A 13,400-nucleotide genomic window follows, 5' to 3' on the forward strand; every position below is an offset into this window, starting at 1 on the left:
CTCTACTCCGTTTTCATTAATATGAATTTTCTACTCTTGTTCTCTATTATCTCTTCGTCTTTTGGAATCGATATGTAATATTCCCTCTGGGTCTTGTCTGCAGCAGGTTGGCTGTATCTCCACTGTTTTGGTATCGCCCAAACCATTTCGTCCTCTAACTTCTTCTCTTTTATCATCCAGCCAGCTACTGCTTCCAAAATTATTGAGATAACCACTGACAGCAAGATTATCACCAATCTGTCCTTGTGGTGTAGAGATATTGCTTTTTGAAGTTCTTTCGACATATCTTTTTTGATTAAATCTATCTCTTTTAGCAATAAGCTCCTCAAGTTTTCGCCTATTTTCTCTACACTCTGTTTGTGTATTTTTATCATGGAATTCTCTAATTCTTCTGCTTGAGCTTTGGCTGAGTTCTCCAAGTCTTTGAGTGCTTGTGAAATTTGCATCGTATATTCCTCCTTTGAGACGATTTTTTGTTTTTTTATTAGGCAGTATGATCGTCATGCCTTTTTTGTTGATTCTAGTTATTTCGATACCACTTTGTGTAAGAAGCTCAACTACATGATCTCTATTTTTAATAGAACCTTGCTTAACTAGATCGTGCAACTTTTGATCTAGCTCTTCCAAATTTTTATAATGATTGATGTTTTTCTTGCTAGATAATATAGTTTGCTCTTTTGCTGGATCATCTGGACTTGATAGTCCATACTCATCGTTAATGATCTTTTTAATTAGATCTATTCTAGTTTGATCATATTTGGCAAAATATGGATTAAACGATTTTCCTGTTTTAAGATCGATCTTTGGAACCAGGAAATTTAACTCAAGCCGACCATCCTTGTCTGAGTGTTCTACCCATAATACATTTGTGCGTTCAAGCATATACTCACCCAAAAGAGTATATTCAAAATCTTTGATAATTTTTAATTTCTGCTCTTCAGTCAGAAAGTCGTGCTTCTCTTCAAATGATAAAACACCAAAACAGGTCTTTTGTTTATAGGTGATGCCTTTTATAATGGCTCTAGTTAAATTTTCATCACCTTTTATAACTCTTGCTGTTCCAGCAGCCTTTCTCTCATTTAAAAGGTAATTTATGCTCCCAAAGCCACCACCAGTATAAGTACGAAGAAATTTAACTAGCATCACTAGCGCCTTTATTTGTATTGGTATAAGGCAAATCAAGCAACATATTATTTACTCAATGCTTCATAAACTTTATGTAAGATATCATTATCGTCTGCTATGATCTCAATACCAACTCTATCTAGGCTTTGTCCACTATTTAATTTGGTGGCTATTTGGTTTATGTTTTGTCCATGTCTAGATAGTTCAGTTAAAAGCTCCCTCTTGATTGGTGCATGAATCTGCTTAGATAACATAGCTCTTAGGGCAAATTTTGAGAAAGTTAGGCCACTTTCTTGTAATTTATCATTAATTGCCGACCATTCTGTGTTACTTAGCCTAAGTCTTTTAGTTATGACTTTGGTTACCTTGCGTTTTTTGTCTTTTCAGAACTCACGTAAATTTACTCCTAATCTAAGAAAAGCCACTCAAAAATCCTATGTCATAAAATTTTTGGCAGACTTGCTCTTTAAATATCTTTTAAGGTTATTTTATAAAATTTCACAGCCTAAAACAAGGAATTCGGTAGGCTTTAGGCGGCTAAAATGCGTGTTTTTTAAAAATACTATGAAATATATAATATAATTTTTGTAGCCTCTGGATCTTCTCTTGGAAATTTAGTCTAGTATGAAATTAAAAAAATAAAATAATAAAAAATATAGGGGTTATGCTCATCATAAAAGAGCATTTTAGATAGGACAAACTAGTAACATGAAATTAGTTACTAGCAAATCACAGACGACTAAGGGTCTAGCTTTTATGCTTAGTTAAATTTATCCTTTAGCATCTCGTATGCTTCGTTGTTCTCTCTTTTGCCGACAACTAGCACTAACACTACAATCTCATCATCTTTTACTTGATAGGCCAAGCGGTAGCCGACATCTCTTAGCTTGATCTTATAGACATCTTCATAACCTCGTAGCTTGTCTTTGGTAACCTTTGGGTTTTCTAGACGCTCACTTAGCTTCTTTTTAAACTGCACTTTTATGCTATTGTCAAGCTTTTGCCACTCTTTTAAAGCGCTTGGCAAAAATTCTAACTCATAGCTCATCTAAGCTTACTTTTACTGGTTTTTCACCACTTGCTAGAGTGGCATCTACTGCTTTGCTTAGATGATACTCTTCTATTATCTCTGTCATCTTCTCGTAGACAGAGCTAGGTACTAGATAGGCACTAGGGACATTGTGGTTTAGTATAGCTACGACATTATCTCCAGCTTGTTTTAAAATTTGAGCTGGGGACTTTTTTAGCTCGCTTATGCTAGCTGTGAAATTTGCTTGTATGGTTTGCATTTTTATCCTTTATTTAATACCTAAAATAATACTAAATAAGATATAAGAATAGTCTTAAAGCTTATACCTTGCAATTTATACTTACTCATTTTCGTACGATACCATCTCTACTTTAGTCTTTAGTGTATCGGCATTGATAGGCTTAGCATAATATCTTAAGATGAGCCTTATTTTTTTAAGACATTATCTACCATAAGCTACAAATGATTTCATTATAATCATAATAAGTTTATTACACCGATAAAATTCTGGAGTACGTGCAGAGTAACTACCAAGCAGAGCTATTGGTATAATTTTATAAATCAAATAAGCTAATGTGCGAATAGAGGCTTTCAAAATCTAAGACAATAGATCTATGATTATAAGCCTTCGGCACATTCTAACGTTAAGATCCTAAATTCAACATACCATAAACTTGATATCTTAAAGCGTGACACTTTTAAAAAAGAATACTAAAAGCTCTCTTCTATTTGGTTTTATGATATTTTATTTTATGCATTTTTAATATTCAGTTAAAATTAATTTTTATCTATAATCAAGGAAACATAGTTTCCAAAATAGTTTTAACACTATACATACAATTGCTGGGTATATTTTCTTATTGACTGGTGTAAAATAAATAGCCACTATATCAAAAAGCCTTCTTTTATAGCATTCTCATAAAGATCATATAAAATAATAGCTTGCTTTATAGAAGGAAGTCCTATACTTCCATTTGCAATTTTTGCCAATATATCCATTTGCTTCATAGATATTTGGTGTCTTATTTCATCTTTTTCATAATATTTTAAAATCTTGTCCCAATCTTTAAATTTAACGACGAACGATTGAACTTCTATATTGTCATCAAGTTTCTTGTCTTTTCTTGCTTCTTTTTTTATATACTTTTCTTCTTCTGCGCTACTTAATATCTCATCATCAAATTCCAAACTTATTTCAATATCTTTTATACTATCCCAGCACAACTTCTTTTTACACCATTGACCTATATTTGCATTGCCTTCTGGCGGGTTAGTTATATTAGTATATATTTTGCTAGCAACTATAGAGATTATATTCTCTAAATTATTAGATATTTTTTGTTCATCCCATATTTTAGAAAAATTTAAAAATAATCTATTTTTTTCTAAATAATACGATAAGTACGATAGGGTATAGGCTACGCATTGTGCCCTATAACCACCATTGTACCAAGTGGCGTAAGAAACAAGTTTTTCAACTTGTTTAAACATTATAATTCTAGATACTGCTTCTTTAAAATAGTTGCTCGTTATACAAAGCTCATCTTTTTCTAACATTTGAGTAATATGTTTTGCAAAAGCCATAAAGCTATATTGTGCGCCTTTTGATACAATATCCGGCGATTGTAGCCAAGCGATTTCGCTTTTAGCTAAAAATGTTTTATCTATAAGTTGTGACTTGGGGTTTTCTATTTGAAATTTCTTTTTATCTGTGCCACTTAAATATGCTTGTTCATTTAAGTATTCACCCCTTACCCTCTCATAAAACCAATGAGTTCTTACTTGTATTCCATCAACAGCTGGTGCCAAATTTCTTCTTGAGCATTCTTTGAAATCTTTATGGAAAGGACTGTTTGAAAAAAAATCTGATTGATTTATCTTGTTTTGAGTATTTGCGTATTCGCTAACTTTTGAGACAAATTCATCTTGTTTTTCGGTGTCAGCAACTACAGATAGTTTCATCTGAACATAAATTTTTGATACGTCTAGCTTTGAATTTTTACTTGAGGCGTATATGGCCGATACGGTCTGGCCTCCATTGACAATCTGAAAATTTGATATTTTTATAATTTTGCCATCTTGTAAAATAACATCATTAGCTGTTGCAGTTATGCCATTATTGTATGCGAAAAACATCTCTGGCTTATATTCTATAGTGTTTCGCAACCCCTTATTGACGTTGCCTCTAAATTGCAAAAAAGTTCTGACGTTTTGTTCTAAAAGTCTAGAGCCAAATGTATCATAAATTTCAACTATTGTCCTGCCATCTATTACGCTTAAATAAGATCTGTAGTCTTTCGCCGGCGTGTCTACTACAAGCGCCGGTAAATCAACCTCAACGTCAAAGTTGTTTTTTGAGTTATTTATAGTATAAATTTTATATAAAAACTCAATATCTATGATGCGATATTCCGCATCAATGCCAGATAGTACTTTATTTGGGATACTTGCTAAATTTTTAGTAATTTTTCCATCTGTTATAATAATAAGGCGGATTTTTTTAATTTCATTTTTAATTAAATACGAATATATATTATAGGCCATTGAGTAATGCTCAAAACCCTCCTCCATAGTATCATAAAGTTTTTCGAAACTCCTTAAAAGGAAATTTTCCAGCTTTTTAAATTTTGATTCTATCTGCGCTTTTATGAGAGTTTGTATATCATCACTTTGAAAAAAACAATGCACTAGAAGGCTAAGCTTACCACGCTCTACATCAAAGTCATATCCACTTACTTCCATATCTCTTTTATTGTATTCAGCAATCATATAGTCTTGCGATAGCTCTCCTTCGTCAACAAGAGAGTCACAGACCGACTCAAAAAATGCTTCTTGTTTGCTTATACCTCGGCTTTGGGCTTGACTCACGATATCCTGCATAAAATCTTGATGAAAGTCATCTAAACTAACCATTTTTTGCCTTTAAAGTTTTATTCTCTCCAACAAAAATTCATTGCATTTTAATAAATCTACCGTATATTTTACGTTATGAATTCTGGAATCTATATCTATGGAAGTAATTTTTGGAAATTTATTATCTACATTAAAAAATAAAATTTTATCTATTTTAAATTTTAATAGTTCTACTTGGAAATTTGATTTATAGCCATACGAAAAAAGCTTTTTATAAAATGATTCTACGTCAGCGACCTTTACTTCTATACTCTTTATGATGTCCTCAACACTAAGTCCTTGCGAATTTATAGATAAAGAGTATACTGCGAGATATAATTTTTCTTTAGTTGTATAAAGTTGATAAGCAGATGAAATTGTAACATGTGGTGATTTTGAAGCTTTATACGTTTTAATCTCAACAGCGCAGTCATTAAATAAAAAGTCTTGTTTATCAAAATCTGCCCCAACCCAAGAACTTAATGCCTCTTCAAAACCAACTTGTTTAGCTGCAATATTATTTAAAAAGCTAAGTTCACCAAATAGCCCCATTTGCCTTTCTGCCCCAAAATCATCATCATTTAAAATAAAAAATTTTTTCCATTTTAGGAGTCTTGTTTCTATATTGTCTAAAACATTTTCATTATTATTGCAAGTATTTAAAAGAGAAATAATATCGTTGCAAACCAATACAAATAGTTGCCAATTGGAATTATTGTTTAGTGCTATATAAAATTTGGTAGCATCTTTAAAATCTTTTCTTAGTGTATTTAAACCAATAAATTTTATACTCTTTTTACTAGTTTTTATACAAAAATCTAGTTCAATGCCAAAAGTATATCTTCCATCCAAATCCACTATCCAAAAAATATCATATCTATTGTCACCATTAACCCTTCTTCTGGTATTATTTTTCATATCATTCCAAGGATTAATCATCTTGCTCTTCTAGCTCATCAAATTCCAAAAGCATCTCTTCTTGGCATACTTTATTGATGAAATATTTAATAGTTTGAGAGCTACTACAAACACCATCATTAGGAAAACAAACGCCATAGGCTGGCAATATATTGCAACCAAATCCGATTTGATTATTTTTGGTGTCTAATATATGCAACATTAAAATTGGATTTTTCAAATTTTTTCTTAAAAATGAAGACCTGTCGCCCCTTTTTTCTTTCTTGCTTTGTTCATAAATTTCATCATCTAGTAATGCTTTCTCAGGATCTCCTGCCGATAGTTTTCTATTCCCAAGTTCTATATAATCACCTCTATCTTGCAATTTTGAGCGCTCTTCCATATTTATCCCAAATTTTTCTAAAAACACACCCTTTCCTCCATAAAGAACAACATCCCACACTGTATTCTTATCTTCCAGATATGCCCTTATAAAATCTAACTGCATATGTGCTTTTATAACACTAAAGTTATTTATAAAATTTAATATTTCCATTTTATCTATATTTTTATATATAGTGGCGCTTCCTTTTTTACTACCTCTATTAAGTGATTCTATAAACTCTTTTAAAATATTTAAATTATTATCGTGCAGTTGTGGGTTTTTAGCAAATCTTACTGTTTCTATTAGCTTTCCACTTAAATCCAATGAAATACATTTTTCTTCTGCGTTTTTCATCTTATTTTTGGCTGTAATTTGTAATTGACTGTTTGGATCTTGTCTGACAGCTAGTCCAAAATTATAAGGAGTTAGACCATCTTCCGCCATCTCTTTAAATTTATACATAAGCTCATTTGTAGCCTCAATAATAAATCTAAAATGGGTTTGAATCTCTTCTGGTATATAAATTTTACACAAATCCTCATAACCTTGTCTATACCCGAACCATCTACCCATCTGCATAAGCGTATCATAGAATATGGTATTTCTTATAAAATAACTAACACTGAGTCCTTCTAGGGTAAAGCCACGTGACAGGCTAAGTCCTCCGACTGCAATGACATTTACTCTTTCACCGGTATTGTAATTGAGTGGTTTCTTGCTCTTTTGATGAACCTCTATTACTAGAATACTGGTTGCTATTTCGGATAATTTTTTTGAAATCTCCAACCATGAAAATTCTATATCAAATTTTGTTTTAAAAACATCCTTTAAGTTTAATATCAATCTACTTTGCTCTACACAATTTGGCAGTAAAATAAAAGCATTAATATCATTTTTTAATACTTTTAAATATTCATCTATCAGGCTAGCAATTTTTTCATGCACATCAGAAAAACGACTAATATTAACAAGCATACTATTATGCTTAATTTGACCCCTTAAATCCCTTGTTGCCACATTTAGTATAAATACATTTATAGCCTCGTATAGACTTTGTGGCAATTCGGATATAAGGTGATCTTTTTTATGTCTTAAAGGAATTTTTTCATCATAATCATTAATATCTATTAAATATTTATCAGGATTATCTATAAAAATCTTTTCAGCACCAAAATAATTAGTCGGTGCATCAAGGGCATATATAAAATCTCTTGGAAAAAGATCTTTAGAGATATGCTCATTCATATTTTTAATCTTTACACTTTGCTCATCTTCTATCGTATGATCTATAAAAATATTTGCATAAGGGGTGGCAGTATATGCAACATAGGAGCTTTTTTCAAAAAGTTCCAAAAGAGCCCTTAGCTCTTTATTTATGGTAGTTGGATCGTCTTCCTCTTTTGTGTTTATGGAAGCGTAGTCAGACTCGTCATCTATCAATAACATGGCATGTTTTGAAATTTTATTATTATAATGAGACTTGATCCATCTTATGACATTGGAAAGAGTGCTTGCGTTTTTCTTTATAACCAAAAGTACGGGCGTATTGATATTGTCAAAATTTATACCTTGTGAGTTTTTATGTGCATCTCTTGTATTAAAATCGCTTATTTCCGTAGTCAAGCTAATGGGTTGCATTCTATTTGCATTAAGCAAATCATCAAGTCCAACCCCGACTATTTTTGAGTCATTTTTACCAACAAAAGCCTCATTTATACGAATTTGAGTCTGGTTTCTAAGATTGTTTTTATCTCCAGCAACAATAACTATAAATTTATAACCAATATCGGCAGCCTTACATATCAATGAAGCATAATTTGAAGTTTTGCCAGATTGAACATGCCCTACAACCATACCGTATACGCTAAATTCATTCTCTCTTGGATCTCCAATTTGATTCATTATCATATCAGTATCATCATCTACAGTTTTAATGACTTGCGGAGGCAAGAAGTTTTTATAAAATTTTTCCAATCTATCCCAGTAAAAATTACTATTATTGGCTTTTGTGTTTATGCTATACCAAGACGTATTGCGTCGTTTTTGTTCATCGCCTTTTATTACTAAGCCCGTACTCATCCTTACATTAAAATATTTCTCTAAGTCGTCTTTTAGTTTTTCATAATCATTATCTGAAAAATCGCCGTCTTGGTTAAATATATCAACTTTAATGTCGGACTTAATAAATCTTTTTACTCGAGATATTTCGTTGTCAATATCTTCCTCTTGTAAAACCTCATTCTGTTTAGAGTACTTGTTGGTCAAACTACTTTTTGAAAAATTAAAAACTTCTTCATAAAAACTACATTCCATCCAACGGATCCTTATATTTTTTAAAAATCTCTATTTTTTTAATTTCATCTTCGCTAAGTCCTATATTTTTTAGATATTCCAGTATTTTAACCGCTTCTGTATTTGAAATAATATCCTCTTGCCTAAAATTATGTGGATTTTGCTGGACCTGTACCTGTATAGCTTCTAATGGTATGCATGCCTCAAGTGATTTTAGGTATAGCTGAAATAGTTCTCTTGTTTGCAAATCCAATAAATCTAATAATTTTTGATGCATTGGATTTTCTTTATTTATTGCAAAATAAATTTTGCTATCTTCGCAAACTAAATCCCAAAATCTAGTAACATTTTTGTCATTTATTTTACGACCACGAGTAGAAAAGGGCTTTACCCCATCTTTTATGGAGTATAGAGCAACTCTTTTGAGCTCTTCTTTCAAGCCAGCAACTGGATTTGCGATAGACTTTTTTACATCAATATTCCACAACTCGTCTTGATCGTTTGAAATTTCAATCTTTATGCGAACAAGCTTTGTCGCATCGCTAGATTTTAGAGTTCCCCACCATTTACCATAGACAAGTAATCTGTGGGCTCTATAAAGATAGAAACCTTGAGATTTTATATAGCCACCTCTTCCGCCATATTTTTCCCATTCCGATGAAGTCACTTTTGAATGATGCGGTAAGATAAATGGGGTAATTTTTATTTCTTTTTCGTTGTATTTAATTATTTCTGTAAATTTTATAAAGGTTGCATCATGTGTTGGATTAAACGGATTAAAAGGTATTAACGGATTATTATTGATGGATATTTTTATTTTTCTTGCGCCGTCAGCACCCTCTAAAAATTGATGAAAAACCAAAGACAAATGCTCTCTTAGTATTTCTAAACATTCTGAAATTTGCTCGATTTTGTCCATATCTTCCCATATGACAAGAGTAGAATTATCGTTTTTATAAAAATCTTTAAAAATTTCAAGATTTTTATACTCACTCAACTCAGGCGTCAAAAGTAGCCATTTATCGCTTTTAGAGATATAGTCTAAGTCCCATTGCTTAATATTTATCTGATTACATTTCTTTGATATAACGGTAAGTTTTTTGCATTGAGAAAATGAAGCCGTTTTAAGACCTAAACCAAATTTACCAAGTGCGATATCATCTCTTTTTTCATCTGGATTTTTTGATGATAGCCTCATAGCTTCTATTAATTCATCTTCGTCCATTCCCGCACCATTATCTAGAATGCAAAAAAACGGCTCAGGATGTTGTATGGCATAAATTTTTATATCATTTGCACCAGCAGATATGCTGTTATCAATTATATCTGCAACTGCCACTTCGAAAGTATACCCTATGTCGCGAAGCGATTTGATAAAATTTGCAACATTTGGATTAATTTCTATCGGATCCATCCAACACCGCTACAATCTCTTTTGCAATTTTTTCAACCATTGGCACAACAACAGAATTTCCAGCCTGCTTATACAACTGTGCTCTTGATATATTTGATGGGAGTATAAAGTCTCTTGAAAAGCCTTGTAAATTAAAGCATTCTTTTGGGGTTAATCTTCTTATTACACCATCATCTAATATAATTGGTATATTGTGTCCACCTGCACCCATATTTGCAGTTAGAGTAGGGCACACATTTGATTTATTAGGGCGAACATAATAGCGTCTATACTGATAAACAATATTTTCATCCACTACACTCTCTATCACTTTGCGGTGAATTTTATTATTTTTGTCGTTATAAATATCAGTCAAGGTAACGCACGAGTTATCTAGAAAGAATTTTATACTTTTTGGTTTCTTATTTGTTTCCTTGGGAATTTTAAACTTGCTAGATAGCAGATTGGCTTGTTTCGCTTCTTTTATATTTTCTTTTATAGGTTTTTCAAATAAATAGTCGTCTTCATCCTTAAAGCCTACAATATAAATTCTTTCCCTTCCCTGTGGTATATCTGTATACTTTGCAGCGTTTAATATAAATGGTATAAAAGAATATCCAGCTCTTTTTATCTCATTTCTAATGGTTTTAAAAGTTTCACCGTTATTATGAGAAGCTATGGTTTTAACATTCTCTAAAAAAAAGGCTTTCGGCCTTAACTCTTTTAGTAATCTTGATACTTCAAAAAAAAGCTTACCACGCTCATCTTCAAACCCTCTGCCATGTCCAGCAAGTGAAAAGGGCTGACAAGGAAAACCTGCTGTTAATATATCTATATCACTTAAATTTTTACCGTTTAACTTTTTAACATCTCCTTCAATGAGATTGGTACTGACGTGATTCAATCGGTAAGTTTTACAAGCATCTTTATCAATTTCATTTGCCCATACAACATTACAATTTGAATTTTTAAATGCTTGGCACACACCACCAACTCCAGCAAATAAACTTCCTACTCTGTAAGTCACAAAAAACCTTTTTAATTTTTATGAATTATATAACAATACTTATAAAATATAAAAGCATTTGGTTTTAGGGTAGTTGGTCTCAAATTCAACTTCTTTTCCTTAAGTGCTGTGCCACATGATATTGTTTTGCGTATAGTTTGCATTTTTATCCTTTATTTAATACCTAAAATAATACTAAATAAGATATAATAATAGTCTTAAAACTCATGCTTTAAAATTTACTCCTATTCATTATCATACGATACCATCTCTATTTTAGCCTTTAGTGTGTTTGCATTAATAGGCTTGGCATAAGTGTTTAGTAAAATTTTATACTGCTTTTCATGTCCTACTATCTGGGCTATAAGGTTAGCTTCTACCTCGCGCTGCACTAGATAGTCTATAAAGTAGTGTCTAAAAGAGTAGAAGGTCTTTTTAGAGTCTTTGTCTATAAACTTTCTTTGAATCTGGCTTCTAAAAATTTCAGAGAAGTCCTTGTTGCTTACCTTAAATATATTTCCGTTTTTCTTACTATTAACATATTCTAACAGACCTAGATCTATGAGCTTACTATGAATAGGCACAAATCTAATGCTATTTTTAGTCTTGGTGGTTTTACTATCGTTTGTATTTATATTAAAGCAGTAAATTCCATCTTTTAAGGCTATATCTTCCTTATGAAGCTGTGTGATCTCTTTTATCCTCATGCCACTATATGCAGCTATCATTGTGACATAATATAGCTCACTAGCCTCTATCCTTGTGCTTGGTGATTTGCCGCTTTGCTTGATGCTAGTTACTATATCAAAGATCTTTCTAGCTTCTGATACATCGTATGGAAGCACGGCTCTCTCACTAGGGTCTACATCTATCTTGACGTTCATTTTTGCAGTTATACTTCTGCTTATATAGCCACTATCAAAGCAGTAGTTAAAAAACTGAATAACCCTTATCATGTATTTTTGGATAGTAACTTCAGAGAGCTTGTCGTCTTTTTCGCTTAGCTTAAGTATTTGAGATAAATTTTTATCTTTGTACCTGCTCTTTTGGGCTAGTTTGGTTGGAATTTTATAGAGTAGCTCTCTAAATTCTAGCAAGTTATCCCTAGTTATATTAGCAACTGGTGCATCTTCCTTAAAAAATAAAAGCAGAAGCTTTTTTACACAGCCTACTAGTCTTTGCGTATCTTGCGACCATTTGTCTACCTTTTTGGTATTCGTTTCAAAAGTTTCAAATGCGTCTTTTAGACTCTTTTGATCTTCTAAATTTAAGGCTGTGACTTGGTGGCTAGAGCTATATGACGCTCCTTGCGGCACATGCCTTATCTCATACTCTTCCATCATTTGAACACTAGGGCTGATCATACTAAAACTACTCTCATCATCTAGTTTTATCTTGATATTTTTTGGTGGATTTGGGTCCATTATTATATCTTCTATGCTTCTATCACATCTCTTTGTTTTTACTAGCTTTAAATTTGAAGTTGAGCCATACTTTTGATCTAGTATGGCATAAACCGTTTCGCTAATCCTCTTAGCCATAGCCTTAATCTGCCCATCCGTAATAGGCAAACAGCCACTATCTTCAAGCTCTTTTATATTCTCTTGAAACGAAGCTATATCCTTGGCGTTAAATGAGGTAGGTGTGACTTTAGTATCATTAGAGCCATCTTCAAGGAAAAAGTGCTCACGTTTGTCGTAAAAGAGCACACTGCTCTTTTCAAGCTTTGATACAAGATAGTCAAGTGTTAGTATGTTCTTCTCTAAAAGAGTTTGCCCTATACTCTCCTTATCCTTACTACCAAGAGTGCCAGTAGTATTAGCGATATTACTTATATCCTTAATTAAAGTTTGAGGTAGGTCACCATCTATCAAGCTTTGCTTAAAGTAGTCATTGAGCGCATTTAGAAATTCTACATCTAGTTTCTTATTAAGAAGAGAGTGCTCTTTGATGCTCTTACTAAGCTTTACTTTCATAAACGAATTTACAAAAGATTGGATTATGCTATCACTAAGATTCATGTGAACCGCCCTTTTTATCAGGTAAAGATTATTGTCTAGAATCTTAGCCCTTTTTCTAGCTTTTTCCAAGAGATTTGTGGATGTGGAGAAACAAATTTCTCGCTTTTCGTTAAAAAACTTTCTGATGCTTGGAGTAAGTGTGGCTCTATAATAGTATATGCCGTTTCGTTCCCTTAAGTGGTGTCCCATATTTAATAGTCAACCGGTCAAAAATGGAACAGTTTTATGTAATCACTAAGCAAAAAATCGTCTAAAGTGCGTATTTCAGGCTTTCAGGAGCTTATATAAAAAACCCTCATAAGCCGGAGGTCGGGAGTTCAAGTCTCCCCCGTGACACCATAAATACCTAAACTACGATG

The 13,400-nt window shown here is 32.3% G+C and carries 10 protein-coding genes; all 10 read right to left on the reverse strand.

Annotated elements, in window-relative coordinates; all coding sequences use genetic code 11:
• Positions 1-30 precede the first annotated feature (30 nt).
• Positions 31-1,143 (reverse strand): relaxase/mobilization nuclease domain-containing protein, encoded by a 1,113-nt coding sequence (locus CVS93_RS06925; RefSeq protein WP_234400108.1) that lies wholly within the window; start codon positions 1,141-1,143, stop codon positions 31-33.
• A 47-nt stretch (positions 1,144-1,190) separates the two neighbouring features.
• Complete coding sequence (locus tag CVS93_RS10130) at positions 1,191-1,478, reverse strand: plasmid mobilization protein (RefSeq protein ID WP_103604482.1); 288 nt, start codon at positions 1,476-1,478, stop codon at positions 1,191-1,193.
• A gap of 407 nt (positions 1,479-1,885) precedes the next feature.
• Positions 1,886-2,173, reverse strand: a complete 288-nt coding sequence (locus CVS93_RS06935; protein WP_103604483.1) for a type II toxin-antitoxin system RelE family toxin — start codon at positions 2,171-2,173, stop codon at positions 1,886-1,888.
• Positions 2,163-2,414: a type II toxin-antitoxin system prevent-host-death family antitoxin gene (locus tag CVS93_RS06940; RefSeq protein ID WP_103604484.1), complete on the reverse strand. Its 252-nt coding sequence runs from the start codon at positions 2,412-2,414 to the stop codon at positions 2,163-2,165. Before CVS93_RS06940 ends, CVS93_RS06935 begins: the two co-directional genes overlap by 11 nt.
• 626 nt (positions 2,415-3,040) lie before the next feature.
• Complete coding sequence (locus CVS93_RS06945; RefSeq protein ID WP_107687080.1) at positions 3,041-5,068, reverse strand: AIPR family protein; 2,028 nt, start codon at positions 5,066-5,068, stop codon at positions 3,041-3,043.
• Positions 5,069-5,077: 9 nt separating this feature from the next.
• Positions 5,078-5,986, reverse strand: a complete 909-nt coding sequence (locus CVS93_RS06950; RefSeq protein WP_103604120.1) for a PD-(D/E)XK motif protein — start codon at positions 5,984-5,986, stop codon at positions 5,078-5,080.
• Entirely contained in the window at positions 5,979-8,642 is a 2,664-nt protein-coding gene (locus CVS93_RS06955; RefSeq protein WP_103604119.1) for a Z1 domain-containing protein, read from the reverse strand. Before CVS93_RS06955 ends, CVS93_RS06950 begins: the two co-directional genes overlap by 8 nt.
• Positions 8,632-10,035 (reverse strand): ATP-binding protein, encoded by a 1,404-nt coding sequence (locus tag CVS93_RS06960; protein WP_107687081.1) that lies wholly within the window; start codon positions 10,033-10,035, stop codon positions 8,632-8,634. Before CVS93_RS06960 ends, CVS93_RS06955 begins: the two co-directional genes overlap by 11 nt.
• Positions 10,016-11,041, reverse strand: a complete 1,026-nt coding sequence (locus tag CVS93_RS06965; protein ID WP_103604117.1) for a DNA cytosine methyltransferase — start codon at positions 11,039-11,041, stop codon at positions 10,016-10,018. The genes CVS93_RS06960 and CVS93_RS06965 overlap by 20 nt, the downstream gene beginning before the upstream one ends.
• Before the next feature lie 224 nt (positions 11,042-11,265).
• Positions 11,266-13,041 (reverse strand): site-specific integrase, encoded by a 1,776-nt coding sequence (locus CVS93_RS06970; RefSeq protein ID WP_107687082.1) that lies wholly within the window; start codon positions 13,039-13,041, stop codon positions 11,266-11,268.
• Positions 13,042-13,400 lie beyond the last annotated feature (359 nt).

The organism is Campylobacter concisus (assembly GCF_003048535.1).
Classification (GTDB): Bacteria; Campylobacterota; Campylobacteria; order Campylobacterales; family Campylobacteraceae; genus Campylobacter_A; species Campylobacter_A concisus_S.